22 protein-coding genes are annotated in these 25,274 nt (G+C 66.8%); 9 read left to right on the forward strand and 13 right to left on the reverse strand.

Annotated elements, in window-relative coordinates; genetic code table 11:
* Positions 1–17: 17 nt before the first annotated feature.
* Both F7D01_RS00355 and F7D01_RS00360 read right to left on the reverse strand, forming a co-directional pair.
* Positions 18–2,555, reverse strand: coding sequence for a penicillin-binding protein 1A (locus tag F7D01_RS00355; protein WP_215228317.1), 2,538 nt, complete (start codon positions 2,553–2,555; stop codon positions 18–20).
* A 68-nt stretch (positions 2,556–2,623) separates the two neighbouring features.
* Complete coding sequence (locus F7D01_RS00360; protein ID WP_371819618.1) at positions 2,624–3,490, reverse strand: N-acetylmuramoyl-L-alanine amidase; 867 nt, start codon at positions 3,488–3,490, stop codon at positions 2,624–2,626.
* 481 nt (positions 3,491–3,971) lie between these two features.
* On the opposite strand from F7D01_RS00360, the gene F7D01_RS00365 reads away from it, so the two are divergent.
* The gene (locus F7D01_RS00365; protein ID WP_215228319.1) at positions 3,972–6,776 is read left to right on the forward strand and encodes a ribonuclease E/G; all 2,805 of its coding nucleotides are present in this window, start codon (positions 3,972–3,974) and stop codon (positions 6,774–6,776) included.
* A 58-nt stretch (positions 6,777–6,834) separates the two neighbouring features.
* Here the strand turns inward: F7D01_RS00365 and F7D01_RS00370 are convergent, their stop codons facing one another.
* A complete protein-coding gene (locus F7D01_RS00370) occupies positions 6,835–7,569 on the reverse strand; it encodes an SDR family NAD(P)-dependent oxidoreductase (RefSeq protein WP_215228320.1) in 735 nt (244 codons plus the stop codon).
* A 113-nt stretch (positions 7,570–7,682) separates the two neighbouring features.
* On the opposite strand from F7D01_RS00370, the gene F7D01_RS00375 reads away from it, so the two are divergent.
* The 4 genes from F7D01_RS00375 (at position 7,683) to F7D01_RS00390 (ending at position 10,806) form a co-directional block, all read left to right on the forward strand.
* Positions 7,683–8,465: a succinate dehydrogenase iron-sulfur subunit gene (locus F7D01_RS00375; RefSeq protein WP_215228321.1), complete on the forward strand. Its 783-nt coding sequence runs from the start codon at positions 7,683–7,685 to the stop codon at positions 8,463–8,465.
* 1 nt (position 8,466) lies between these two features.
* Positions 8,467–8,922 carry a PaaI family thioesterase gene (locus tag F7D01_RS00380; protein WP_215228322.1) on the forward strand — a complete coding sequence of 152 codons (456 nt, stop codon included), beginning with the start codon at positions 8,467–8,469 and terminating at the stop codon, positions 8,920–8,922.
* Positions 8,919–10,034: a cell division protein ZapE gene (gene zapE / locus F7D01_RS00385; RefSeq protein WP_215228323.1), complete on the forward strand. Its 1,116-nt coding sequence runs from the start codon at positions 8,919–8,921 to the stop codon at positions 10,032–10,034. The genes F7D01_RS00380 and zapE overlap by 4 nt, the downstream gene beginning before the upstream one ends.
* Positions 10,035–10,107: 73 nt before the next feature.
* Positions 10,108–10,806 carry a pirin family protein gene (locus tag F7D01_RS00390; protein ID WP_215228324.1) on the forward strand — a complete coding sequence of 233 codons (699 nt, stop codon included), beginning with the start codon at positions 10,108–10,110 and terminating at the stop codon, positions 10,804–10,806.
* On the opposite strand, the gene F7D01_RS00395 is transcribed toward F7D01_RS00390, so the two are convergent.
* The 4 genes from F7D01_RS00395 to F7D01_RS00410 form a co-directional block, all read right to left on the reverse strand.
* The gene (locus F7D01_RS00395; protein ID WP_251566951.1) at positions 10,803–11,744 is read right to left on the reverse strand and encodes a crotonase/enoyl-CoA hydratase family protein; all 942 of its coding nucleotides are present in this window, start codon (positions 11,742–11,744) and stop codon (positions 10,803–10,805) included. The genes F7D01_RS00390 and F7D01_RS00395 overlap by 4 nt on opposite strands.
* Before the next feature lie 314 nt (positions 11,745–12,058).
* Entirely contained in the window at positions 12,059–13,369 is a 1,311-nt protein-coding gene (locus F7D01_RS00400; protein ID WP_215228325.1) for an XrtA/PEP-CTERM system-associated ATPase, read from the reverse strand.
* Between the two features lie 222 nt (positions 13,370–13,591).
* The gene (locus F7D01_RS00405) at positions 13,592–14,833 is read right to left on the reverse strand and encodes a pyridoxal-dependent decarboxylase, exosortase A system-associated (protein WP_215228326.1); all 1,242 of its coding nucleotides are present in this window, start codon (positions 14,831–14,833) and stop codon (positions 13,592–13,594) included.
* Complete coding sequence (locus F7D01_RS00410) at positions 14,830–16,356, reverse strand: acyl-CoA ligase (AMP-forming), exosortase A system-associated (protein ID WP_215228327.1); 1,527 nt, start codon at positions 16,354–16,356, stop codon at positions 14,830–14,832. The genes F7D01_RS00405 and F7D01_RS00410 overlap by 4 nt, the downstream gene beginning before the upstream one ends.
* A gap of 19 nt (positions 16,357–16,375) precedes the next feature.
* Here F7D01_RS00410 and F7D01_RS00415 point away from each other — a divergent pair, with 19 nt between their 5' ends.
* From F7D01_RS00415 to F7D01_RS00430, 4 genes are read left to right on the forward strand one after another with little or no spacing between them, the layout of a single operon-like run.
* Entirely contained in the window at positions 16,376–16,579 is a 204-nt protein-coding gene (locus F7D01_RS00415; protein WP_215228328.1) for a hypothetical protein, read from the forward strand.
* Between the two features lie 35 nt (positions 16,580–16,614).
* Entirely contained in the window at positions 16,615–16,914 is a 300-nt protein-coding gene (locus F7D01_RS00420) for a phosphopantetheine-binding protein (RefSeq protein WP_215228329.1), read from the forward strand.
* Between the two features lie 12 nt (positions 16,915–16,926).
* Positions 16,927–17,634: a hypothetical protein gene (locus tag F7D01_RS00425; RefSeq protein ID WP_215228330.1), complete on the forward strand. Its 708-nt coding sequence runs from the start codon at positions 16,927–16,929 to the stop codon at positions 17,632–17,634.
* Positions 17,631–18,416, forward strand: coding sequence for a hydrolase 1, exosortase A system-associated (locus F7D01_RS00430; RefSeq protein WP_215228331.1), 786 nt, complete (start codon positions 17,631–17,633; stop codon positions 18,414–18,416). The genes F7D01_RS00425 and F7D01_RS00430 overlap by 4 nt, the downstream gene beginning before the upstream one ends.
* On the opposite strand, the gene F7D01_RS00435 is transcribed toward F7D01_RS00430, so the two are convergent.
* The 6 genes from F7D01_RS00435 to F7D01_RS00460 all read right to left on the reverse strand — a co-directional run bounded on the left by F7D01_RS00435 (position 18,413) and on the right by F7D01_RS00460 (position 24,822).
* Positions 18,413–19,606, reverse strand: a complete 1,194-nt coding sequence (locus F7D01_RS00435) for a class I SAM-dependent RNA methyltransferase (RefSeq protein ID WP_215228332.1) — start codon at positions 19,604–19,606, stop codon at positions 18,413–18,415. The two genes, F7D01_RS00430 and F7D01_RS00435, sit on opposite strands and share 4 nt — an antisense overlap.
* Positions 19,603–20,994: an NAD(P)H-hydrate epimerase gene (locus F7D01_RS00440; RefSeq protein WP_215228333.1), complete on the reverse strand. Its 1,392-nt coding sequence runs from the start codon at positions 20,992–20,994 to the stop codon at positions 19,603–19,605. The genes F7D01_RS00435 and F7D01_RS00440 overlap by 4 nt, the downstream gene beginning before the upstream one ends.
* Entirely contained in the window at positions 20,984–21,364 is a 381-nt protein-coding gene (locus F7D01_RS00445) for a hypothetical protein (RefSeq protein WP_215228334.1), read from the reverse strand. The genes F7D01_RS00440 and F7D01_RS00445 overlap by 11 nt, the downstream gene beginning before the upstream one ends.
* Complete coding sequence (gene ilvD / locus F7D01_RS00450) at positions 21,361–23,208, reverse strand: dihydroxy-acid dehydratase (RefSeq protein ID WP_215228335.1); 1,848 nt, start codon at positions 23,206–23,208, stop codon at positions 21,361–21,363. The genes F7D01_RS00445 and ilvD overlap by 4 nt, the downstream gene beginning before the upstream one ends.
* A 79-nt stretch (positions 23,209–23,287) precedes the next feature.
* Complete coding sequence (locus F7D01_RS00455) at positions 23,288–24,019, reverse strand: N-formylglutamate amidohydrolase (RefSeq protein WP_371819619.1); 732 nt, start codon at positions 24,017–24,019, stop codon at positions 23,288–23,290.
* The gene (locus tag F7D01_RS00460) at positions 24,016–24,822 is read right to left on the reverse strand and encodes a 4-(cytidine 5'-diphospho)-2-C-methyl-D-erythritol kinase (RefSeq protein WP_215228336.1); all 807 of its coding nucleotides are present in this window, start codon (positions 24,820–24,822) and stop codon (positions 24,016–24,018) included. Before F7D01_RS00460 ends, F7D01_RS00455 begins: the two co-directional genes overlap by 4 nt.
* Between the last annotated feature and the right edge of the window lie 452 nt (positions 24,823–25,274).

The following is a 25,274-nucleotide window of genomic DNA, read 5'->3' on the forward strand; positions in this document are numbered from 1 at the left end:
CAAGCGCAATCTGGCGGCTAGTAGATCCCGCCTTGCTGCTCTACGAAGTCGTTCCGGCGCTCTTCGCCCTGGGTGCTGCGGCGTTCCGTCACGGGCCGCTCCGCCTCGCGGATAAGGGCCAGGATGCGCCGCCGTTCCGCCGCCAGTTGCTCGCGGCGGGTGGTCCGGGGCGGTTCGGTATCGGGCTTGAAAGCCTCCCATATCACCGATGCCTTCACCGCATCGCTGGCCGTCTGGCCGAACACGCGTTTCCCGCTGACCCGGTCGATCTGAACCATCCGCACGCCCGGCGGTGCCACCGCGGGGGAATCGTCCCACCGCTTGCGCGTATCCTCGATGAACTTCTTCAGCACCGGCGCGGCGACCGTCGCGCCCTGGGCATAGCCGCCCATGTTGCGCGGATTGTCGAACCCGATGAAGACGCCCGCGATGCGCTGCTGCGTGCCGCCCATGAACCAGGTGTCCTTCGGCCCCGTGGTCGTGCCGGTCTTGCCGAACAGCGGCAGGCCCATGCCGGAAAGGCGGCGGCCCGTGCCCCGGATCACGACGCCTTCGAGCATATGCGTGACCTGGTAGGCTGTGCGCGGGTCGAGCACCTGCTTGCCCGTCGGGCCGAGGCGCGGCATCGGCTTCCCGTCCCATTCGGCCATGTTGCAGCCTTCGCACGGGCGGTCGTCGGCGCGCCAGATCACCTTGCCCCGGTGGTCCTGAACGTAATCGATCAGCGTCGGATTATGCAGTCGACCGCGATCGGCCAGCGCCGCATAGGCGTTCACCATGCGCAGCACGGTGGTCTCGCCCGCTCCCAGCGCGAAGGCGGGATACGGCTTGTAATCGCCGATATTCATCCGCTTGAAGGTGTCGACGACGTTCTTCATCCCCGCATCCATCGCGATGCGGACCGTCATCAGGTTCTGGCTCTGCTCGAGCCCCCAGCGCAGGGTATGCGTGCCGCCCGCGCCGCCGCCCGAATTGCTGAAGCATTTCTCGCCCAAATTGGCGCCCTGGTAGAAGCAGTAAGAGGTGTTCGCGACCTGCGTGGAGGGGGTCATGCCGTGGTCGAGCCCGGTGGCGTAAACGAACGGCTTGATGGTGGATCCCGGCTGCCGCATCGCCTGCGTCGCGCGGTTGAAACTGCCGAGGCGGAAATCGAACCCGCCCTGCATCGCGGTGACGCGGCCGGTCTGCGGATCTTCCACAACCATGCCGCCCGACACCTCGGGTATCGTGCGAACCGCGTAGTTGGAGCCGGATGGCGCGGCCGCGATCACGTCGCCTGCCTTCAGCTTCGACGGCAGGCCGATCAGCGGCGCGGTCTTCCCGTCGGAGAAACCGATCGTCGCGCGCGAGCCGCTGCGTTCGGTGACCACGCCGACGCGCCAGTCCTTGTAGTTCACGCCCAGGTTGGAGCTTGCGAGCTGGCTCTGCCAGTCGCCGTCGTCGAAATCGATCGTCGCGATCGGCCCGCTCCAGCCGCGGCTGCCATGGTAGCGCAAGAGGCCGTAGCGCAGCGCGTCGCGGGCCGCGTCCTGCAACTGCGTGTCCAGCGAGGTGCGGACCCACAGGCCCCCGGCATAGACGCTGTTGCGCCCATCCTCGGCGGTTTCCCCGAAGCGGTCGATCAGTTCGCGCCGGACCTCCTCCAGAAAATAGCCCGCATCGGCAGAGCGAGTGGTGCGCTGAGTCACGAGGCCGAGCGGCTGCGCCTCCGCGGCGCGCGCCTCGGCCGGCGTGATGAAGTCGTTCTTCGCCATCTGGTCGAGCACGAAATTGCGCCGCGCCACCGCCTTGTCGTGATATTTCGCGCGGCCGTATTGCTCCGGTGCCTTGGGCAGGATGGCCAGGAACGCCGCCTCGTGCAGGTCGAGATCGGCGACGTCCTTGTCGAAATAGGCGCGCGATGCCGCCTGCACGCCGAAGCTGCGCCGGCCCAGCGGGATTTCATTGAGATAGAGCGTCAGGATCTCCGGCTTGCTCATCACGCTTTCGATCCGGCGCGCGAGCACCATTTCCTTCAGCTTGCGCGTGACCGAGTATTCGTCGCCCAGCAGCAGGTTCTTTGCCACCTGCTGGGTGATGGTGGACCCGCCCACCGCGCGCTCGTCCGACCCGTATTTGCGCGCGTAGTCGACCACCGCGTTGAGCGTGCCCGACAGGTCCACCCCGCCGTGAGTGAAGAAGGTCTTGTCCTCCGCCGAAAGGAACGCGTTGATCAGCGGCTTCGGGAAGTCCGCATATTGCAGCTGCACCCGCCGCTCGCGGGCATAGGAATGAACGATCTCGCCATCGATCCCGCGCACCACCGTGGGCAGCGGGGTCTCGTAATCGGTCAGCGATTCCGCGTCGGGGAGGCTCCAGACGAGATAGACGTAGAGCGCCAACAGCAGGGCCAGCCCGATCGCGCCGAGGGAGAACAGCCAGCGGAACAGCCCGCTGGTATTCCACCATCCGCGAAAGCCATCGACGAGGGCATGCCAGCCCTCAGTAAGCTGGGAAAACGCCCCCGACGCCTCTCGGCGGATGCGATAATGAAAAGGAACGGTACCGTCAGACATGATGCGCGCGCGGCCCTAGCATGGCGATCCTGTCGCGCGCCATAACCAATCTCTCGCCACGGGCCAGCCTAGCCGACCGGCGTCTGGCGCGCGAAGTAGATGCGGATCGCCCGCGCCATGGTGTCGGCGAAGCGCCGCCGCCCCTCCGGCGAGACGAGCCGCGCGGCATCAGATGGATCGGTGAGGAAGCCCGCTTCGTACAGCACCGCCGGCAAGTCAGGCGCGCGAAGGACGGCCAGCGCGGCGGAGCGGCGGGGTTGCGGATTGAATTGCAGCCGCCCTTCCCCCTCGCGCATGATCAGCCGCGCAAATTCCTCCGATTTCTCCTGCACCCGCCGTTGCGAGAGTTCCACCAGGATCGAGCTGACCTCGCTGTCGGTATCCGCCACATCGACGCCGTTGAGCCGGTCGGCATCGTTTTCCCGCTCGGCAAAGCGGGCGGCCGCCTCGCTGGATGCCTTGCTCGACAGCGTGTAGATACTGGCCCCCTGAACCGGCGAATCTTCCGCCGAGCTGTCCGCGTGGATGGAAATGAACAGGTCGGCGTCGAGGCGGCGCGCGACTTCGGGCCGCTCGGACAGGATGCGGAAGCTGTCGTCGTCGCGGGTCATCGCCACCCGCACCCCGCCTTCTTCCAGCAGGCGATCGCGCAATGCCTGGGCGAGCGCCAGCACCAGCCGCTTTTCCTCTATCCCCCCGGCGCTGGCGCCCGGGTCCCGGCCACCGTGCCCGGCATCGATGACCACCAGGGGGCGCGAGCGGTCCATCGGACCCTGGACGGGCGGCAAGTCTTCGGCACCGTGCGTATCGGGCAATCGCAACGTCAGCACGTAGTCGCGGCCGAGATACGGCACCGGCAGCGTCAGGCCCAGCGCCAGCAGCGCGCCGCACAGCGCCAGCGGACACAGCAGGACCAGCAGGATTTTCGCGCGCATCGACATCGCCAGCCCGCAGATACGGGCGGTAAGCCCCCGATGGCAACATCATAGAAAGCTTCGCAGTTGCCGTGGCCCCGCGGGGGTGCTAGCCCATGATGGCCCAAGGAACGGGCCGGGAGGATAGCAGGCGGCGGCGGCGACATCGCGCGCTTCCGCGTCCACTACCCGGTGAATGTTCCCGTGGCACGGACGGGTACCTATGCCCGATCCAATGACAGGTTGATGCGACAGATGAACAGCTCCTTCCCCTCCCTCGCCATGCCAATGCCAGGCATTACGGCGATCGGTGCGGGGAAAGCGGCGCACACGACGTGCGCATTCGCTGGCGCAGACACGATCCCCCGCACCGTGGCGACGCAGCGCCCGGGGCGGTTCCCGCATTCCGCGCCGTCCCTTCCGGACGGACGCGGCCTTTCCCAAAATTCGCGCCGCCGCGCCCCGGGCCTGTCCCGGCGCCCCGGCGCATGGAGAATACAATATGGCAACGCGCATGCTTATCGATGCGCGCCACCAGGAAGAAACCCGGGTGGCGGTCCTCAAAGGCAACCGGATTGAGGAATTCGATTTCGAATCTGCCGAACACAAGCAGATCAAAGGCAATATCTATCTCGCGAAAGTAACCAGGGTCGAACCGTCGCTGCAGGCGGCCTTCGTCGATTTCGGCGGTAACCGGCACGGTTTCCTCGCCTTCGGTGAAATCCACCCCGACTATTATCAGATCCCCAAGGAGGACCGCGAGGCGCTCCTGGCCGAGGAAGCGGAAGCGGCCGAGGAAGAGGCGCGCTTGCGCGCCGAGGACGAAGAGCACGGCAACCTGCCCGGCGACGAATACGACGCCGAGGACGAGGAAAGCGCCGAAGCACTGGCCGAAGACCTGGCCGAGGACGGCGTCGAGGAAATCGACACCTCCGAGAAGGACCGGGTCTCTACCATCGAGGAAGGCCGCGTCGACAACGGCGACGATGACGACGACAGCGACGACGATAACGACGACGGCGAAAGCTCGAACCGCCGCGGCCGTCGTGGTCGCGGTCGCCGCCAGGGCAAGGGCGGCAACCAGCGCGGCCGGGCCAAGCAGGTCGACGAAGTACGCGCGCGCCGCCAGGCGCTGCGCCGCCGCTACAAGATCCAGGACGTCATCCACCGCCGCCAGGTGCTGCTGGTACAGGTCGTCAAGGAAGAGCGCGGCAACAAGGGCGCGGCTCTGACCACCTATCTCAGCCTCGCGGGCCGCTACACCGTGCTGATGCCCAACAGCAGCCACGGCGGCGGCATCAGCCGCAAGATCAGCTCCGCCAGCGACCGCAAGCGGTTGAAGCAGGTGATGAACGATCTCAGCCTGCCGAAATCGATGGGCCTTATCGTGCGCACCGCCGGGCTCCAGCGGACCAAGACCGAGATCAAGCGCGATTTCGACTATCTCGCCCGGTTGTGGGACGAAATTCGCGAGAAGACGCTCTCTTCCAGCGCGCCGAGCCTGATCCATTCGGACAGCGACCTGATCAAGCGTGCGATCCGCGACATCTACAATCGCGAGATCGAGGAAGTCGTGGTCGAGGGCGAGGACGGCTACAAGCTGGCCAAGCAGTTCATGAAACTGCTGATGCCCAGCCACGCGCGCCGGGTGAAGGCCTATTCCGATCCCGTCCCGCTGTTCCAGCGCTATGGCGCGGAGGACCAGCTGCGGGCGATGTACGATCCGGTCGTGCAGCTCAAATCGGGCGGCTATCTGGTCATCAATCCGACCGAGGCGCTGGTCTCGATCGACATCAACTCGGGCCGCTCGACCAAGGAACACGGGATCGAGCAGACCGCGGTCGCGACCAACCTGGAAGCGGCGAAGGAAATCGCCCGCCAGCTGCGCCTGCGCGACATGGCCGGTCTCGTCGTGATCGACTTCATCGACATGGAATCGAACGGCAATGTCCGGAAGGTGGAGCGCGCGATGAAGGACGCGCTCAAGAACGACCGGGCCCGTATCCAGGTCGGCCGCATCTCCGGCTTCGGCCTGATGGAAATGAGCCGCCAGCGCCTGCGCACCGGCGTGCTGGAAGCGACCACGCGCGCCTGCCCGCATTGCGACGGCACCGGGCTGGTCCGCACCGCGTCCAGCGCGGGCCTTTCCGCGCTGCGCCTGATCGAGGACGAGGCGGCCAAGGGCAAGGGCACGGTCATCACCCTGTCGGCCAGCACCGAGGCGGCGGTCTATCTCCTCAATTCCAAGCGCGCCGACCTGCAGGAAATCGAGCAGCGCTATGGCGTCAGTGTCGAGGTGGTGCCCGAAGGCGAGGACGAAGGTGCCAAGATGACGGTGGGCAGCTCCGGCCCCCGCCCGACCGAGGCACCGAAATTCGACCCCATCGTCGATGACGAGGAGCCGGAGGAAGACGATACCGGCGACACCGACGAGCGCGACGAAGAGGACGACCGCGACGATCGCGACGATCGGGGCGATCGCTCGAACAAGAAGCGTCGCCGTCGCCGGGGTGGCCGCGGCCGCAACAAGAACTCCGGCAACGACGAGCATTCCGGCTCCGACGACGATAGCGAGGACGAGGACGACAACACTTCGCGGTCGAACGGCGATGATGGCTCGGACGAAGGCGAAGGGAGGCCCAAGAAGCGGCGTCGCCGTGGCGGTCGCCGCCGGGGCGGGCGCGGTTCGCGCGGCGGCCAGGACGGCTCGCATGACGAGAGCACCGACGAGGCCAACGAGAAAGCGGCGGAAAAGGTCGCCGAACAGGTGCAGGACGACATGGCGGTGGTTGCCGGTCCCGACGGGGCCGAGGAAACCGCGGAAGCCATGGCGGACCACGCGGCGGAGAAGGAAGCGGCCAAGCCCAAGCGGCGCACCCGCGCCAAGAAGGCGGACGCCGCTCCCGATACGAGCGACGCCACACCGGCAACCGACACGCCGGCAACCGAAGAGGCTGCGGAGGAAAAGCCCAAGCCGAAACGCACCCGCCGCAAGAAGGCCGATGCGCCCGCGGACGGCGATAGCGAAGCCAAGTCCGAAGAGGCCGAAGCGCCGGCCAAGCCCAAGCGCCGCAGTCGCGCGAAAAAGGCCGACGACAAGCCTGCCGGGGAGCAGCCTGCGGACGATACCTCGCTGGTGGAACAGGCTGCGGGAGACGTCGCGAAAACCGCGAAGAAGTCGACCCGCAAGGCTGCCAAGCCGAGCGAACCGACGGAGCCGACCGAGCAGCCGGAAGGCAGCGCGGGTACGGTCGAGACTGCCAAGCCCGCCCGCAAGGGTTGGTGGCAGCGCACCTTCGGCGAATGACGGGTCCGGGGCGCGGGAGTTTTCTTCCGCGCCCCGCCCCCTTCTCATCTCTCAGGTCTCAGGCTGGAACCTGCTCGCCCTTCCAGTCGAAATGCCCACCGCTGTCCGACGGCGTCAGACCGTCGATCACGCCTAGCAAATTCTCCGCCGCCCGGCCCGCGTCGGTCAGCTGACCGTCTCGCAGGTTGGACTGGAACGGCTCCGACAGCGCGGTATCGACCGTTCCGGGATGCAGCGCGGCGACCACCGCCTGGCTGTGCGTCCGGCCCAGTTCGATGCCGAAGTTGCGGATCATCATGTTGAGCGCCGCCTTGCTCGCGCGGTAGCTGTGCCAACCCCCGATCCGGTTGTCCCCGATCGAACCCACGCGCGCGGACAGCGCGGCAAACACGCTACGCCCCTCGCGCGGGAAAAGCGGCAGCACATGCTTCGCGATGAGCCCGGGGCCGATGGTATTGATGCGGAACACTCGCTCCATCGCGTCCGCGTCGAGCTGGCGAAAACTGCGTTCCGGCCCCCGCCCTTCCGGCAGGGTGAGTACGCCACTGGCAACGATCACGAGGCGCGGCGGATCGTCGGCCATCGTGCGCGCCGCCGCAGCGATGCTGTCCTCGTTCTCCAGATCGAAGCGAAAGGGCGCGACGCTGGGGAGGCCCGGTCCCTCGCCGCTGCGCGATCCGGCATGAATACGCTGAACCCCGCGTTCGGCCAGCGCTGCGACCAACGCGCGCCCGATCCCGCCGCTTGCCCCGAACACTGCCGCGCTTTCCAAATCATGTTTCGCCGCCGCCATACGGGAATAGACGGGGAAACACGCGCGACAGTTCCCTCGCGCACGCACCCCGAACGCCTTGTGCAGCGCGGCACAATCGTTAGATAGGCACCGAAGCGAAAACAGGATTGTTCATGGCGCAGCTTACTCTTCCGAAAAATTCCAAGGTCAACGGCAAGGGGCAGGTCCACAAGGCCGAGGGCGGCGGCCGGATCAAGACTTTCAAGATCTATCGCTACGATCCGGAAAGCGGCGAAAATCCCCGGTACGACACGTTCGAGCTCGATCTCGACAATTGCGGCCCGATGGTTCTCGACGCGCTGTTCAAGATCAAGAACGAGGTCGATCCGACGCTGACCTTCCGCCGCTCCTGCCGCGAGGGCATCTGCGGCTCGTGCTCGATGAATCTAAATGGCAAGAACGGGCTCGCCTGCACCACCGCGATCGAGGATCTGAAGGGCGACATCCGCATCACCCCCCTTCCCCACATGGAAGTGGTCAAGGATCTGGTCCCCGACTTCACCCATTTCTACGCGCAATACGCCTCGATCCGCCCTTGGCTGCAAACTGTCAGCCCGACGCCCAGCGGCAAGGAACGGCTCCAGAGCCCCGAACAGCGCGAGCAGCTCGACGGCCTCTACGAATGCATCCTGTGCGCCTGCTGCTCGTCCAGCTGCCCGAGCTATTGGTGGAATTCCGACAAGTTCCTCGGCCCCGCGATCCTGCTCCAGGCCTATCGCTGGCTCGCAGACAGCCGCGACGAGATGACCGGCGAGCGGCTCGACGATCTGGAGGATCCGTTCCGACTCTATCGCTGCCACACCATCATGAATTGCGCGAACGCCTGCCCCAAGGGCCTGAGCCCGGCGAAGGCGATCGCCGAGACCAAGAAGATGATGGTCGAACGGCAGATGTAACTTGGCGATTGCCGATGACGCGTTCGAAACCGGTCCCGATCCGGACCATCCGGGCTGGAACCAGTGGAATTTACGGGACGAGACGCTGTTCAATACGGCGGTGCTCGGCCGGTTGATCGTGCGGCGCGAGGACGAACGATGCCGCCTGCGCATGTTCCCCCAGCGCCGCCACGAGAACCTGCAAGGGATGGTTCACGGCGCGGCGACGCAGGGCCTGATCGACATCGCCCTATTCGCGACGCTCCACACGCTGGGGCGCAGTGACGCAGGTCCGTCGGTCACCCTCGAAATCTCCACCCAGTTCATCGGCGGGGGCGATCCCAATCGCCCGCTGGATGCGGTCAGCGAAGTGATGCGCGAGACCGGCCGGCTGCTGTTCGTTCGCGGCACGGTCGAACAGGACGACGATATCGTCGCCGCCTATTCCGGTATCGTGAGGAAACTGCCGCCAAGATGAGCGGCATGCTGAGCCGATACGAGGCGCTGATCGCCGCGGACGAACTGCGCGCCGATGCGGGTCAGCGAGCGGTGGCGGAGCGTCTGGAGGCGCTTCAGAGCGAACTCGAGAGCAGCCGCGTGAAGCGATCCGCGCTCGGGCGGTTACTGCATCGCCCGGAACAGCCGCCGCGCGGGCTCTATATCTGGGGCGGCGTCGGGCGCGGTAAGTCGATGCTGATGGACCTGTTCTTCGAAACGCTCGACATGCGGGCCAAGCGCCGGGTCCACTTCCACGCCTTTATGCTCGAAGTCGACGCGATGATCCGCGAGGAGCGCGAGGGGCAACGCGGCGACCCCATCGCCCCGGTGGCGAAGCGGATCGCGGAAGACGTGCGGTTGCTCGCCTTCGATGAGATGGTCGTCAACAACACCGCCGACGCAGCGATCATGAGCCGGCTGTTCACCGCTCTGATCCGCGACGAACGCGTGACGGTCGTCACCACCAGCAACCGGCCGCCGTCCGATCTCTACAAGGACGGGCTCAATCGCTCGCTATTCCTGCCGTTCATCGATCTGATCGAGGCGGAGCTGGACGTGGTCGCGCTCGACGGGCCGACCGATTACCGGCTGGACCGGCTGGGCGAACTCGACACCTGGCACACGCCGCTGGGTGAAGCATCGACCGAGCAGGTGCGCGAGGCGTTCTTCCGCCTGACCGATTACAAGCCGGAAGACGCGGCGCATGTCCCCTCCGCCGATCTCGACCTCGGGGGCGGTCGCAGCCTACACGTGCCCAAGAGTCTGAAGGGCGTGGCGGTCTTCAGCTTCAAGCGGCTATGCGGTGAAAACCGCGGCGCGGCGGACTATCTCGCCATCGCGCGTGCTTATCATACCGTGATCGTCGTCGGCATTCCGCAGATGGACGCGGACCGGCGCAACGAGGCGATCCGGTTTACCAAGCTGGTCGACGCGCTGTACGAGCTGAAGGTGAAGTTCTTCGCCACTGCCGCGGTCGAGCCGGAGAACCTCTACCCGGATGGCGACGGCAGTTTCGAATTCGCACGCACGGTCAGCCGGCTGGAAGAAATGCAGAGCCCGCAATACATGGCACTTGGCCACGGCAGCGATTGACGGGGGCCGCGCCGCTTCCCATCTCCCACCCGTTCCGGCGGACAGGCAACCCCGCCGATGTGGGACTACCGACATGATCGAAATACGACCGTTCGACAGCCTCGGCGCGGCCAATCACGGCTGGCTCGACGCGCATCACCATTTCAGCTTCGCCGGTTACTACGACCCCGCCCGCATGGGCTGGGGCGCGATCCGGGTGTGGAACGACGACACGATCGCGGCCAAGAGCGGCTTTCCGCCGCATCCGCACGACAACATGGAAATCGTCACCTACGTCCGGACCGGCGCGATCACGCACGAGGATTCGCTGGGCAATCGCGGGCGAACGGGAGCGGGCGACGTGCAGGTGATGAGCGCGGGTACCGGCATCCGCCATGCCGAATTCAATCTGGAAGACGAGGCCACCACGCTGTTCCAGATCTGGATCGAAGCCGACCGGCGCGGCGAGAAGCCGGGCTGGAGCCAGCGCGAATTCCCCTCCTCGACGCGCGAGGGCGGATTCGAGGTTCTCGCGGCCAAAGCCGGTAGCGGTGACGAAACGCTGCCGATCAACGCCGATGCGCGCGTCGCGGCAACCACGCTGCGCGCAGGGCAGAGCGCCGAATGGACCACCGTCGGCGACCGGCACGTCTATCTCGTCGCTGCCAGGGGCAGGATCGCCGTCAACGGCCAGCAGGCCAGTGCGCGCGACGGCATTGCCGTGACCGGTGAGGAAAAGCTGACCGTCGAGGCGCTCGACGATGCCGAGGTGATTCTGGTCGACGCCCGCTAGGCGATCTTGCGCCGTTCCTGCGCTGCGGCGAGCCGGGCCATCAGCCGAAGGTCCTGCTCGCCCAGCTGCAGGGCGGCATCCGCCCACAGCTCCGTAATCCGGCACAGCTCGGCAAGTTCGAGGTGCCAGGTCATCTTCATCGCACGTCGCCCGGCCACCAGCCCCGCATGGCGCCGATCCGACTTCTTGACGAAGGCGCGGGTCGCTTCCACCCCCTCGCCATCCTCCGCGATGTGGTGCACGAGGCCGAGATCGTACATCTGCTGCGCCGTGAAGGTCTCGTTCGACACGATCAGGCGATCCGCCATCGCGCTGCCGATCATCCGGCTGAGCAGCGCGTGCGCGCCCATGCCGGGGAACAGGCCGAACATGATTTCGGGCAGGCCGAAGGTCGCGCTGCGTTCGGCGATGATATAGTCGAACGACAGCAGCGCTTCGAACCCACCGCCTAGCGCTGCGCCCTGCACCAGCCCCACGGTCAGCATCGGGATGCCGAGCGTGTGGATATTACGGTGGAGGATCTCGCAGCAGCGATGACCATAGCGGACCAGCCCGGCCCGATCGCCTTCGAGGATCAGTTTCCGGAACAGTGTGAGATCGCCGCCATAGCAGAACACGCCGGGCGCGCGGCTGCCCAGGATCAGGAAGCGCAAGGGAACCTTGCCCGGTCCGAACCCTTCGCCGATCAGGCGCTGCCACCGTTCGAAATCGTGCAGCATCGTAGGCGTGAAACTCGCCCGTCCGTCCGGCCGCATGAAAGTCCACAGGCTCTGGCTCGCCGTTTCGTAGAACACATCCAGTTCGGAAAGTTCGAACAACCCTTCCGGAACAGGCTCGCTCCACCCGGCGAAGACCGAGCGTCCGCCCGCTTCTGCAGGATCTTCCTGCTCCGGATCCATGCCGGACCGGCTATCGAACTCACGTGCTGCTTGATCCATCTGCGCCCCCGGTTGGATCACCGCTTCCACGCAATTGTTACCAAACGACGGCCAAGGAGGCAAAAAAATTGTGCGAAATTAACCTAAAGTGATTCGTGGCAGGAGGCGTTCGGCTTCTGCAGGCGAGATCGGAGCGGCGCATTGGACAAGTGCGCTGGCAGGAATCGGCTCCCATGAGTGGAAGCAGAACCCCGCCGGGCGGCGCTCCTCGCGGTTGTTCTGCGCAATAGGCCATTGGCCAAGCGATAGGGCAGCGCGCAGTGGACATTATCGCTCACCCGCAATGCCATGCCGCCGTCGGCAACCGGGAGAGGTCAGGCGGCTTCGCGCGCGCCGTCCTCCAGCCATTCGATCAGAAGCGCGATGACGTGTCTGACGCCGCGCTCCTGCTCCTCGAGCCGCGCCTCGAGCATTTCGATACGCTTCAGCAGCGCATCGCGGTCTTCGCGCCCCGTATCGGGTTCGGCCGCAGGTTCCGGCTCCATCCTGGCGACCACGGCGAACGGGACTGGCTGCTCGGTGGGCGATGCATCGTCGTCTTGATCTTCGACAGGCGCTTCGTCCCGAGCCTCCACCGGTTTCTCGAACGGCCGGGCAATGTCGGCGGAAGGCGACGACCCGCGATAGGTCGCAGGCTGGAGATCGTCGAAGGCGTCGGCATCGAGCGCGAAACCGCCGGCAAAGATACCGTCGTCTTCGGGTTCGGCGGGCTCTTCACTTTCCGCATGGTCTTGGATGGGATCAGGTTCGCGCGATCCGCCCGGCGTATCGCGCTCATTGTCCTGCATGGTCTCCGCCGCGCCGGGCAGGCTGTTGTCGCTGTCCATCTCTTCCAAAACCGATCGCAGCATCGCCGCGTCGATGCGGGTGCGCTGGTCGACCGCGCCGAGCAGCAGGAGGCGCGTCGCGACCTGGTTGATCCGGCGCGGGATACCACCCGTCGCGGCGAAAATTCCGGCGAACACGTCGTCGTCCCACGCGGGTTCGCCCTGCCAGCCGACGCATTTAAGGCGATGTTCGATATAGGGCCGCACCTCCTCGCGCTGCATCGCGCCCAGATGATGCGTGGCGATGACTCGCTGGCGCAATTGCTCCAGCCGGTCGCTATCGGCGAGCATCGCCTTGAACTCGGGCTGACCCAGCAGGAGTTGCTGGAGCAGCGGGTGGGAGCCGAGCTGATAGTTCGACATCATCCGCAGCTCTTCCAACGCCTCGCTGGATAGGTTCTGCGATTCGTCCACCACCAGCAGGCAGCGGCGCCCGGCCCGCGCTTCCTCGTGCAGGAAAGCCTCGATCTCGCCCAGCGCGCTCGCCTTGTCGCGCCCCTCGACCGCCAGGCCGAAGCTTTGCGCGACGAGATGAACCATTTCCTCCCCATCCAGGCTGCTGGTGACGATCTGCCCGACCGTCATCTGTTCGGGATCGATCTTCTTCGTCAGGTGCGCGACGAGAGTGGACTTACCCGCCCCGATCTCGCCGGTGATGACAATGAAGCCCTCGCCCTGCGCCATGCCGTAGCCGAGATAGGACAGCGCCTTGCGATGCGTCGCGCTCTCGAAATAGAACGCCGGGTCGGGCGTGAGCTGGAACGGGCGCCCGGTCAGACCATAGAAATCGTCAAACATCGTCGTCTCCCTTGCGGGTTTCAGAAATCATAGCGCAGGCCCGACAGGGCGGAGGCGGTGGTCTGGTCCCGGCCCCAACGGACACGATGGGGTTCTCGATATATTGCGACAAGCGGACGCGAAGCACGCGGTATCTGCGGGAAAAGGGTGAATATCCGGTTAGTTCGGACCGGGTTCGGGCACATGAACGGCGGGGCGATAAGCGTTAACGAAGGGAACCCCCTAGATGAGGATCTCGCGCGCCGGCCCCTGCCCGAGGAACTGCGCGGGGGACGCGGTCGCGCCATAGGCACCGGCACAGAACACGGCGACGAGGTCGCCCACCTGTGCCACCGGCAATTGTGCCCGCTCGGCCAACCGGTCGAGGGGCGTGCACAGGCACCCGACAACATTCGCCACCTCTTCGAGCTCGGCAGCGAAGCGGCTGGCGATCGCGACGGGATAGTTGCGGCGCACCACCGTGCCGAAATTACCAGAGGCGGCGAGCTGGTGATGCAGCCCGCCATCGGTTACAAGAAAGGTCTCCCCATGGCTGTCCTTCCGGTCGACGATCCGGGTGAGATAGACGCCCGCAAGACCGACGAGATAGCGCCCCAGCTCGATGCACAGTTGCGTGTCCGCCAGCGTATCGGGCAGCGCGTCGAACCGCTCCTTTAGCGCGGAGCCGACAGCGTCGATATCGAGCGGTTCGTCGCCCGCGAAATAGGGAATGCCGAACCCCCCGCCCATGTTCAATTTGGGCAACGGACCGCCGATATCGGTCGCGATGGCATGGGCCAGCGCCAGCACGTTGGCCTGCGTCTCGATCACGGCGTCGGCGGAGAGCGCCTGGCTCCCGGTGTAGATATGCAGGCCGCGCCAGTCGGCCCCAGCGGCGATGATATCGCGAGCAAGCGCGGGCACGCGCGTCGCGTCGATGCCGAACGGCTTCGCACCACCGCCCATCTTCATGCCCGATCCCTTCATGTCGAAGTCGGGGTTCACGCGGATCGCCAGGCGCGGCGTCGTTCCCAGCCGGTCGGCGATGGCCAGCGCGCGCCGGGCCTCGTTCTCCGATTCGAGGTTCAGCGTCACGCCCGCCGCGATTGCCGCCTCCAGTTCGCGATCGCGCTTGCCCGGCCCGGCGAAGCTGACCATGGCAGGATCGATCCCGACATCCTGCACGATCGCCAGCTCGCCCGCCGACGCGATGTCGTATTCGTCGACCAGATCGCGCATGAAGGCGAGCAGGTCGGGGTGCGGATTGGCCTTGATCGCGTAATTGATGCCAAGCCGCTCCGGCATCGCCGCGCGCAAGCGCTGCATCGTCGCGGCAATCAGGTCGCGCGAATAGACGAACAACGGCGTGTCGCCCGCTTCGGCGACCAGATCGGACGCGGTGCGGCCACCGATCGCGAGTTCACCGTCGATCGCCCGGTAACCCGCCGGGATCGGGCCGAGCGGTTTGGGCTTCGCCACGCTCATGCCCCTATCTCCCGCGCGATGGCGGTGCGGTCGAGCTTGCCGTTGGGATTGAACGGCAGCGTCTCGCGCCAGTGGATCGCTTGCGGCTGCATGAAATTCGGCAGCTCCTTCGCCAGCAGTTTCGGCAATTGCGCCTCGGCATCCTGCGCGCCCGCCAGCGGCCGTACCACCAGATGCACCGCCTGCCCCAGCCGCTCGTCCTTCACCCCTAAGGCGACCGCCTCGGCGACGAGCCCGGTGGCGCGCGCCGCATCCTCCAGCTCCTGCGGGCTGATGCGATTGCCCGCGCTCTTGATCATCGCGTCGCGCCGCCCGACGAAATAGAGCAAGCCGTCGTCCGCGCGCCGCACCCGGTCTCCCGACCATACGGCGGTGCCGCCATATCGGGACTGCGCGGGCGCTGGCCGGAACCGTTCGGCGGTCCGCTCCGCATCCTGCCAGTACCCGTGCGCCACCAGCGGCCCGCAATGCACGAGCTCGCCCTCGGCCCCGGTATCGGCCACGTGCCCCTCGTCGTCGATCACCATGATCTCGGCGAAGGGGATCGCGCGACCCATCGAGGTCGGGTGCGTTTCCACCAGATCGGGATCTAGATAGGTCGAACGGAACGCCTCCGTCAGGCCGTACATGGGATAGAGCCGCGCATCGGGGAAGCTCCGGCGCATGTCGCGGACCAGTTCCACAGTCAGCGCGCCACCCGAATTGGTCAGCCGCCGCACCGGCCCGCTCGCTTCCTCAGGCCAGTCGATCTCGGTCAGCTGGATCCACAGCGGCGGCACGGCGGCGATTGTCGTCACCCGATGCTTCGCGCAAGCCCTCACGACATCGCGTGGCAGCAGATAATCGAGCGGCACCACACTCGCGCCCGCATACAAGGCGTTGAAAAGCTGGTTCTGGCCGTAGTCGAAACTCAGTGGCAACACGCCCAGTACCACATCGTCCGCCGCCATGCCGAGGTAATGCGCGACCGAGACCGCGCCCAGCCACATATTCGCATGGCTCAGCATCACGCCCTTGGGCCGCCCGGTCGATCCGCTGGTATACAGGATCGCGGCCAGCGCATCGGTGTCCGCGTCGGACGGACCGAGCGAACCGGCGTGAGCCTCGACCGCGCCCCACACCTCTTCCTCCGTCAGAACGCGGCAGGGTTCGGGTACGTCGCCCTCTTCGAGGGTTTTGAGCCGCGCGGCCTGCCCCATCAGCAGCGCCGCCCCGCTATCGGCCAGGATATGCGCCACCTGGCCGCGCTTCAGCACCGGGTTGACCGGCACATGCACCAGCCCGGCCCGAGCCGCGGCCAGCGGCAACAGGCAGGTCAGCTCGGTCTTCCCCGCCCAGCTCGCCACCCGCGCACCGGGTTCGCCCACCTCCGCCTGCAACCATGCCGCGAGCGCCGCGACACGGCTTCTTAAGTCATCGTAGGTAAGCGTCCGCTCGCGCAACACCAGCGCCGGCGCACCGCCCTCGCCCCTCTCGGCGAGATGGTCGAGCGGCCTGGGCATCGGGTCCGGCGATTGGGTCATCGAAATTCGGAGCAGCCTCGTGAATGCGATCGCGGTCAGCTATCACGACACCGTCGATGTCTTGCAAGGGGCGATGCCGGGCCGCTGGTCGCGCTGGCGGAGGATGGAGGAAGTTCCCCCGCGTTTTCGCCTCGATTGCCTCGATCCGCGCAGCCCGCGCGCCTGGCCGCCACTGGCCAGGCGCATCGTGCATACGCTTGCACGGGCGCGGCGACACAGCTAGGGAGCGCCGGTTTTCGGGGCGCAACAGGAATTGTGATGGCGACAGATCCTCTCCACAGCGATATCGGCGCCAGCCGCGCAAAGGTGGACGCCGAATTGCGCGCAATCCTGACCGACATTCTCGCCCTCGATGGCGATGAGGTCGCCCGGTTCGACGCCGATACCGGCCTGTTCGGCCATCTGCCCGAACTCGATTCGATGGCCGTGGCGGGCCTGCTGACCGAGCTCGAAGACCGCCTCGACATCGAGATCGAGGACGACGACGTCGATGGCGAAATGCTCGAAACCTATGGCGCCCTGCTCGCCTTTGCCGAAGCGAAGGTCGTCGAGGGCTGACGCCCCCTGCCCATGTTCGTAGAATGGCCCTGTCCCCGACCCGGCGGCGAGACCGCCGGCGAGATGGCGCGCGTCCAGGATAACGGGCACGCCCATCGCGTGCTCGTGATTCCGCCGCTGTTCGATGAGGCGAACAAGCTGCGCGCGCAACTGGCGGCGGTAATGCGCCGGCTGGGCCGTGCCGGGGTGGACAGCGTGCTGCCCGACTTGCCCGGCTGGAACGAGAGCACCGCGCCGCTGAGCGAGCAATCGCTGTCCGGCTGGCGCTCCGCCATGGCGAGCGCGGCCGGGCATTTTGGGACTTCCCATGCGCTCGCCGTGCGCGCTGGCGCGTTGCTGGTGCCGGATGGCCTGCCCGGATGGGACTACGCCCCGATCGGCGGTCGCCAGATGCTGCGCGGGATGCTCCGTGCGCGCACGATCGCCGCGCGGGAGGCGGGGCGCGAGGAAAGCTCCGATGCGATCGCCGAAACCGGTCGGAGGGAGGGCGTCGAGCTCGCCGGGTGGCAGCTCGGACCGACACTGTTCGCGGAACTCGAAGGCGCGGAATACACGCCCGACCCGGTGCGCAAGACGATCGCTCAGAGCGATATCTGCGGCAATCCGCTCTGGCTGCGGGCCGAGCCCGATACCGATTCCGACCAGGCCGACGCGCTGGTCGCCATCATCACCCATACGCTTTCTTCCGAGAATCCGGGGTCATCGGAGAAGCCGGAGTGAGCCGCCTGCATTTCACCTTCCCCTGCGCGGGCGAGACGCTTGCCGGAACGCTCGACAGCGGGCGCGAGGCGAGCGGTCTGCTGATCGTGAGTGACGGCAACGAAGTCCGCTCGGGTGCCTTTTCCGGCCAGGCGCACCTCGCCGAGCGTATCGCGGCGCAGGGATTTCCCGTCTTTCGCTACGACCGGCGGGGGGTCGGCGACAGCAGCGGCGCCAATCGCGGTTTCGAGAAGAGCGCGGACGACATTCGCGCCGCGATCGACGCCTTTCGCGGCATCGCGCCCAAGGTTTCGCGGGTCGTCGCCTTCGGCAATGGCGACGCGGCCAGTGCGCTGATGCTGGCTGGTGGCGCAGGGTGCGACGCGCTGGTCCTGTCCAACCCGTGGACTATCGAGGAAACGGCACAGCAGCAGGATGCCCTGCCACCACCCGACGCGAGCCGCGCGCGCTATCTGTCCAAGCTGACCAACCCGGCCGAGTTGCGCCGCCTGGCCACCGGCGGGGTCGATCTGGGCAAGCTGGCGCGCGGGCTGGTGCGGGCCGCGCGGCCCGTCGCCGCGCCCGGCGGGTTGGCGCAGCGCATGGCGACCGGGCTTTCCGCCTTCGACGGGCCGACCGCAATCCTCCTCGCCACCGCCGACAGTACCGCGCAGGTGTTCGAAAGCGGCTGGGACGCAGAAGATCCGCGCATCCGCCGCTGCGAGCGTGCAAGCCACGCCTATGTCGAGCCCCACGCGCGCGACTGGCTGGAGGCGCAATTGCTGGAGATGCTGCGCGCCTAGCGGACGAACAGGCTCGCCAGCTCGACATGGGTCGACCAGCGGAATTGGCCGACGGGACGCAGTTCCTTCAGCGTAAAGCCCGCCTCGATCAGCCGCCGCGCATCGCGCGCCCAGCTCGCCGGATTGCAGCTGACATAGACCACGCGCGACAGCGTGCTTTGTGCGATCCGGTCGACCTGCTCGCGCGCCCCGGCACGGGGTGGGTCGAGCAGCACCGCGTCGAACTTTCCGAGGTCCTCTGCCGACAACGGATTGCGGAACAGGTCGCGATGCTGCGCAAACACCGGCCGTCCATGCGCCCGCGCCGCCGCTTGGTTCGCCAGATGCGCGTCGCGCGCCGCCTCGACCGCCAGCACCTTCGCCGGTCCCGCCAGCGCGAGGGCAAAGGTGCCGAGGCCGGAAAACAGATCGGCCACGGTCTTCGTTTCACCCAGCCAGTCGCGCGCCGCCGCGACCAGCGCCGCCTCACCGTCCTGCGTCGCCTGCAGGAAGGCACCGACTGGCAAGGCGACGGGAACGCCGCCGAGCGTGACGGTGGCAGGCTCGGGCTCCCATTGCGGCAACGGCCCGGCCCCATCGTCCACCGTCAGGCGCGCGAGTGCATGGTCGCGCGCGAAATCGAGCAGAGCCTCGGTCTGCGCCAGTCCATCGGGCGCGAGACCGCGGATATCGCAGGCGATACCCCGGTCGGTGATGGTCAGATCGACATCTACGGCAAGGCGATCCCAGCGCGACAAGAGGCCGCGCAGAGGCTCTACCAGCGCGAAGAGTTCGGGCCGCAGCACATGGCATTCGGCCATGTCGACGATCCGGTTGGAGCGCGCCTCGCGAAAACCGATGGCGACACGCTTGCCCGCGCGTGCCGCGTGCAGCGTGGCCCGGCGACGGCTTCGAGGCGGGGAAAGATGCGCCGGGGCGACCAGCTCGGCCTCGATCCCCTGCCCCTGCGCCGCCAACACCACCCGGTCGATGACGAATTGGGCCAGCGCGCGCTCGTCGGCATGCTGCAACTGGCACCCTCCGCAAGTTGCGAAGTGGCGGCAGGGCGGCATGACATGGTGCGGCCCGGGCACGATCGCCCCGTCTTCGCCCAAGCGGTCGCCCGGCACCGCGCCCGCCACATGCGTACCGCTCGCGGTCACGCCATCGCCCTTGGCGGCGATGCGGACGATCTCCTCCCCGCCGCTCACAGGAACTGCGCGAACGCCTCCTGCACCGCCTCGGCGAGATCCCGTGCGGAAAAGGCCGGACCGGCCAGCGTCGCGGCTCGGTGCTGGAGGAAGACGCCAGCCGTCGCGGCGTCGGTAATGCTGTCACCGGTGGCAAGCCGGGACGCGATCGTGCCCGCCAGCACATCGCCGGTCCCCGCGACCGACAACCAGCTCGGCCCACGCGGGAAGAACAGCGTATCGCCATCGGCCACCAGCAGCGTGTCCGGCCCCTTGGCGAGCACCGCCGCTCCGATCGCATCATGGAGCGCCAGCGCGCGGTCGAGCTTGGTATCGCCATCGACCTCGAACGCTCCGCACAGCTTCGCCAGTTCGCCCTCGTGCGGGGTCAGCAGCAGGCGGGTGGCGTCCACCCCTTCGAGCATGTCGGGATCGAGCAGATGGAGCGCGTCGGCATCCAGTACCGCTCTCGCCCCCGTGCCGAGAACCGCCGCCAGCCGCTCGCGCGATCGCGCGCTCCGCCCCAGACCCGGACCCGCCAGGATCGCGCGGATATGATCGTCCCGCAGCGCCTCGGACAGGTCGCTCTCGTCCAGCACGAGATCCGCCGGGACGTCGGGATGGGAGTGGCTCGCCAGCAGCTTCACATAGCCCGCTCCCGCGCCCATCGCCGCACGCGAGGCGAGGAGCGTGGCGCCCGGCATCTCCCCACCGACAACCGCCAGCAAGCCGCGGGTGTATTTGTAGGCGTCCGGTTCGGGCGCACGAAAAGACGGTGCCTGCGCGAGCTTTCCGCCTTCGGCGATAACTTCGACCCCGATATCGATTAGTCGCAATGCGCCGGACTTAAGTGCGCCTTCGCCGCTGAAATGCGCAACCTTCCACGCGCCGAGCGCGAGGGTCAGGTCGTACTCCGGCACCCGGTTCAGGCAGTGCCCGCGATCCGTTTCCACCCCGCTCGGCAGATCGATGGCGACGGCGTGGTCGTGCGCTTCGTGGAGTGTCGCGAGTAGCGCCTGCAAATCGTCGGAGAGCGCGCGCGAAAGTCCGCTGCCGAACAGCGCATCGACGAACACCGCGCCGTTCGCGCCGTCTGCATCGCAAGAGACATCGACCGGGCAATCCTCCCGCGCGGCCTTTGCCGTGTCGGTCGAGGGATCGAGCGGCGCGACCACGCGCACCTCGCCGCCACGCCGCGCCAGCTCTGCGGCAATCACATAGCCGTCGCCGCCATTGTTGCCGGGGCCGCACAGTACCGTGACCGCGTGACCGGCGGCGAGACGCCAGACCCAATGCGCCGCGCCCTCGCCGGCACGCTGCATCAGCTCGCGCTCGGAAATGCCCTGCTCGACCAGTCGCTGTTCGGCCTGGCGCGTTTCGTTCGCGGTGAGGACCGGATCAGCGGGCATTGCGGCTCTTCGGGGCGGGCCAGCGATAGCGGTCGCGCCCGATGGTCATCACGATGTAATCGCCCGCGATCTCGGACGACCCACGATCGACACCCGCGGCGGCGACATAGCCGCTCGGGCTGTCGCCCTTGTCCAGCCGGTGGAAGCTGCCATCGGGGTTGGTCACCCGCCAGTGGTCGCTCGATCCCACCCGCTCCAGCGTACAGTCGGGCGCGAAGGTGGGTGCACCCGACGGAGCGCATTCCAATGGGGGATTGGCGTTGTCTATCGCGGCGGACAGGCCCGTGGCATCGCCCGCCGACGAATTGTCGCAGCCCGCCAGCGCAAGCGCGACCAGCGCGATGGAACCGAAGCGACCGCGCCCGGTCATGCGTCCTCGATCCGCGTCACGTCGCGCACCGCTCCCTTCGCCGCACTGGTCGCCATCGCGGCATAGGCGCGCAAGGCGACCGAGACCTTGCGGCTGCGCGGAGCGGCCGGTTTCCAGCCTGAAGCGTCCATCGCCTCGCGCCGTTTCGCCAGCGTGGCGGCATCCACCGCGAGATTGATCGTGCGATTGGGGATGTCGATCTCGATCCGGTCGCCTTCTTCCACCAGCCCGATCGTGCCGCCCTCCGCCGCTTCGGGCGAGGCGTGGCCGATCGACAGGCCCGAGGTACCGCCGGAAAAGCGCCCGTCGGTGATGAGCGCGCAATCCTTCCCCAGCCCCTTCGATTTGAGATAGCTGGTCGGGTAGAGCATTTCCTGCATGCCCGGCCCGCCGCGCGGCCCTTCGTAGCGGATGACGACCACGTCGCCTTCGCGCACCTGGTCGGTCAGGATCGCGGCGACGGCGGCGTCCTGGCTCTCGAACACCCGCGCGGGGCCGTGGAAGGTGAGGATACTGTCGTCCACGCCCGCGGTCTTCACGATGCAGCCATCCTCGGCGAGGTTGCCGTAAAGCACTGCGAGCCCGCCATCCTGGCTGAAGGCATGTTCCCGGGAGCGGATCACCCCGGCCTCGCGGTCGAGATCGACCGCGTCCCAGCGCCGGTCCTGGCTGAAGGCGGTCTGCGTCGGCACGCCGCCGGGCGCCGCACGGTAGAAATCGTGCACGGTCGGCTGCCCGGTGCGCACCACGTCCCAATCGTCCAGCGCGTCGGCCATGGTCGGGCTGTGGACCGTCGGCACCGCCGTATCGAGCAGGCCCGCCCGGTCGAGTTCGCCCAGGATCGCCATGATCCCGCCCGCGCGATGGACATCCTCCATGTGAACGTCGGACTTCGCGGGCGCAACCTTGCACAAGCATGGGACATGGCGGCTGAGCCGGTCGATGTCGGCCATGGTGAAATCGACCTCCGCCTCGTGCGCCGCGGCGAGCAAATGCAGCACGGTATTGGTCGAGCCGCCCATCGCGATGTCGAGGCTCATGGCGTTCTCGAACGCGGTCTTGCCCGCGATGGTCCGCGGCAGGACGCTGTCGTCGTCTTCCTCGTACCAGCGCTTGCACAGCGCCACCGCCAGCCGCCCGGCCCGCAGGAACAGGCTCTTGCGGTCGGCATGGGTCGCCAAGGTCGAGCCATTGCCGGGCAGGGAAAGGCCCAGCGCTTCCGTCAGGCAGTTCATCGAATTGGCGGTGAACATGCCGCTGCACGATCCGCAGGTCGGGCAGGCGGAGCGCTCGATGCTCGCCACTTCCTCGTCGGTGTAGCTTTCGTCGCCCGCGGCCACCATCGCATCGACCAGGTCGAGGGCGCGCTCCTGCCCTTTCACCACGACCTTGCCCGCTTCCATCGGCCCGCCGCTGACGAACACGGTCGGGATGTTGAGCCGCATGGTCGCCATGAGCATGCCGGGCGTGATTTTGTCGCAGTTGGAGATGCACACCATCGCATCGGCGCAGTGGGCGTTGACCATGTATTCGACGCTGTCGGCGATCAGGTCGCGGCTCGGCAGCGAATAGAGCATGCCGTCATGGCCCATCGCGATCCCGTCATCGACCGCGATAGTGTTGAATTCCTTGGCGACACCGCCCGCCGCCTCGATCTCGCGCGCGACCATCTGGCCCAGATCCTTCAGGTGGACATGGCCCGGCACGAACTGGGTGAAGGAATTGACGACGGCGACGATCGGCTTGCCGAAATCCTCGTCCTTCATTCCCGTCGCGCGCCACAGCCCGCGCGCGCCTGCCATGTTGCGGCCATGGGTGGAGGTGCGGGAACGGTAGGCGGGCATTGCGAAAATCCTGTCGGTCGTCGGCGGTTGGGGTCGCGACCCTAGGGGAACGCGGCGGCGCTGTCGAAACGGGTTTTCTTTACCCGCCCTTCAGCGCAAGTGCGGTGCGGTTGGCGATATCGGCGACCAGCGCGGCCCAGCGCGACTGATCGGCCTCGGTCTGAACCAGGTCCTGCCGGATCTCGATCGTGAGATAGCGCCGCCCGTGCGCCTCCGCATGGCGGTCCATCGTCGCATTCAGCTGCTTGCCTGAATAGGGCTGGTTGTCGCCCACGGTCAGGCCCTCCTCCCCGAAAAGCCGAATCGCGTGGCGGGCGGCGGAATCGTCCCGATTGTAGAGCAGGCCCACTTCCCACGGCCGCTCTTCCTCCTTGCTCTCAAGGTCGGGCGTGAAGGTATGGAGCGCCACGATCAGCTCGGGCCGCGCGGCATCGAGCCACTTGGCCAGCGCCTCGTGATACGGGCGGTGGAAACGGTTCAGCCGCATCTCGCGGTCGGCACCGATATTGCCGGGAATGGTGTGCCCGTCGCTGGTCATCGGGATCGCCGCCGGATCGTCCTCTGTCCGGTGAAGGTCGACCACCAGGCGGCTGACAGTGGCGATATGCGCCGGGATGGCGTGCCGACGAGCCAGCCGTTCGGCCATGCCGTTCACGCCGATATCCACCGCGATATGCGTGTCGAGCAGCCGGTCGGGAATGCCGAGCGGAATGTCCTCGGGAACGTAATTCGATGCATGATCCGCGACGCAGACGATCTTCCCCGGCACCGGCTCACCGACCTGGCGATAGGGCTTGTCGTCAATCATCATCGCAATCGTCCTCGCATCTGCCACCAGCCCGCATGGTCCCGGGCCAGCATTTCTGCGGCTTCATGTAGGGATTCGGCGCTCGAATACAAAGCGAAGCAGGTCGCGCCGGAGCCCGACATGCGCGCGAGCATGGGCTCGGTTTCGGCCAGGGCAGCAAGCACACCCGCGATCGGCGGGCATAGCGCGATTGCCGGGCCTTCCAGATCGTTGCGCCCGGCCAGCGCGATCTCGCGCACGGTTCCGCGGGGCATCGCACCGCGATCACGCCCGTCCCAATGCGCGAACACCGGGCCGGTGGAGAGCGGCGTGCGGGGATTGGCCAGCAATACATGCGTGCCCGCCAGGTCGTTGTCGATCGGCTCCAACTCGGTGCCCGTACCGCGCCCGATGCAGGCGACGCTCTCGACGCAGGCAGGCACATCGGCCCCCAGCTTCGCGGCGCGTTCCCGCCAGTCGTCGGGCAGGCCGTGCAGTTCGCGTACGATCCTAAACACCGCCCCCGCATCGGCCGAGCCCCCGCCCAACCCCGCCGCGACGGGGAGGTTCTTCTCCAGCGTGGTCGTAAGACTGTCCTGCCGGGGCAGTGCATTCAGCGCGCGCGCAACCAGATTGTCGAACGGATCGCTTAGCGTACCCGCAAACTCGCCAACGGTCTCGACCCGGTCGGCTTCGGCCGGGCGAGCGGTCAGCGTGTCACCCACATCGACGAAGGCGAACAACGTCTCGAGCTCGTGATACCCATCGTCCCGCCGCGCGCGGACATGCAGCGCAAGGTTGATCTTGGCGTAAGCGGTTTCGCGCATCAGAGCCCTCTCCCCTCGCGGGAGAGGGTTGAGTGAGGGGACCGAAGCGCCCGCTTCGGCCCATGCCCCCTCTCAACTGCGACTAGGGCTTGCATACGCAGACCCAAGTCTCGTATCTCTCCCTTAAGGGGAGAAAGGAAGAAGGGAGCCACGCCAACTCAAATCCCTCCACCTGAATTAAAGAGGTAAATTCCGAAAAATAGCAAAGCCGAGAGCATCCAGATCACTAAAGTTCCAAACCATTCTTGGCGCCGCCTAAAAAGGAGCAGTGTGACGGTCGGTAGGACGGCACCGAGTATGAAGAAGCCTAGCGCCACGTACCGGTACCAGATTTCTTGTTGTAGGCTGGAGTATGGCCCCTGCGAGAAAGACGTAGCAATTGCGCCCATGGACAGAAGATTGACGACCACCAGGATCAGCACGCACCCCAACGGTGCGCCCGGAGTGGACGC

This window comes from Erythrobacter sp. 3-20A1M (assembly GCF_018636735.1).
In the GTDB taxonomy this organism is placed as follows: Bacteria; Pseudomonadota; Alphaproteobacteria; order Sphingomonadales; family Sphingomonadaceae; genus Alteriqipengyuania.

Excerpts from the sequence above, each read along its gene's own strand:
- F7D01_RS00395 (WP_251566951.1), bottom strand. The coding sequence starts at position 11,744 with ATGGATCAAGCAGCACGTGAGTTCGATAGCCGGTCCGGCATGGATCCG.
- F7D01_RS00400 (WP_215228325.1), bottom strand. The coding sequence starts at position 13,369 with ATGTTTGACGATTTCTATGGTCTGACCGGGCGCCCGTTCCAGCTCACG.
- F7D01_RS00365 (WP_215228319.1), top strand. The coding sequence starts at position 3,972 with ATGGCAACGCGCATGCTTATCGATGCGCGCCACCAGGAAGAAACCCGG.
- ilvD (WP_215228335.1), bottom strand. The coding sequence starts at position 23,208 with ATGCCCGCCTACCGTTCCCGCACCTCCACCCATGGCCGCAACATGGCA.
- F7D01_RS00370 (WP_215228320.1), bottom strand. The coding sequence starts at position 7,569 with ATGGCGGCGGCGAAACATGATTTGGAAAGCGCGGCAGTGTTCGGGGCA.
- F7D01_RS00425 (WP_215228330.1), top strand. The coding sequence starts at position 16,927 with ATGTTCGTAGAATGGCCCTGTCCCCGACCCGGCGGCGAGACCGCCGGC.
- F7D01_RS00390 (WP_215228324.1), top strand. The coding sequence starts at position 10,108 with ATGATCGAAATACGACCGTTCGACAGCCTCGGCGCGGCCAATCACGGC.
- F7D01_RS00460 (WP_215228336.1), bottom strand. The coding sequence starts at position 24,822 with ATGCGCGAAACCGCTTACGCCAAGATCAACCTTGCGCTGCATGTCCGC.
- F7D01_RS00360 (WP_371819618.1), bottom strand. The coding sequence starts at position 3,490 with ATGCGCGCGAAAATCCTGCTGGTCCTGCTGTGTCCGCTGGCGCTGTGC.
- F7D01_RS00420 (WP_215228329.1), top strand. The coding sequence starts at position 16,615 with ATGGCGACAGATCCTCTCCACAGCGATATCGGCGCCAGCCGCGCAAAG.
- F7D01_RS00375 (WP_215228321.1), top strand. The coding sequence starts at position 7,683 with ATGGCGCAGCTTACTCTTCCGAAAAATTCCAAGGTCAACGGCAAGGGG.
- F7D01_RS00410 (WP_215228327.1), bottom strand. The coding sequence starts at position 16,356 with ATGACCCAATCGCCGGACCCGATGCCCAGGCCGCTCGACCATCTCGCC.
- F7D01_RS00355 (WP_215228317.1), bottom strand. The coding sequence starts at position 2,555 with ATGTCTGACGGTACCGTTCCTTTTCATTATCGCATCCGCCGAGAGGCG.
- F7D01_RS00405 (WP_215228326.1), bottom strand. The coding sequence starts at position 14,833 with ATGAGCGTGGCGAAGCCCAAACCGCTCGGCCCGATCCCGGCGGGTTAC.
- F7D01_RS00440 (WP_215228333.1), bottom strand. The coding sequence starts at position 20,994 with ATGCCCGCTGATCCGGTCCTCACCGCGAACGAAACGCGCCAGGCCGAA.
- F7D01_RS00445 (WP_215228334.1), bottom strand. The coding sequence starts at position 21,364 with ATGACCGGGCGCGGTCGCTTCGGTTCCATCGCGCTGGTCGCGCTTGCG.
- zapE (WP_215228323.1), top strand. The coding sequence starts at position 8,919 with ATGAGCGGCATGCTGAGCCGATACGAGGCGCTGATCGCCGCGGACGAA.
- F7D01_RS00455 (WP_371819619.1), bottom strand. The coding sequence starts at position 24,019 with ATGATGATTGACGACAAGCCCTATCGCCAGGTCGGTGAGCCGGTGCCG.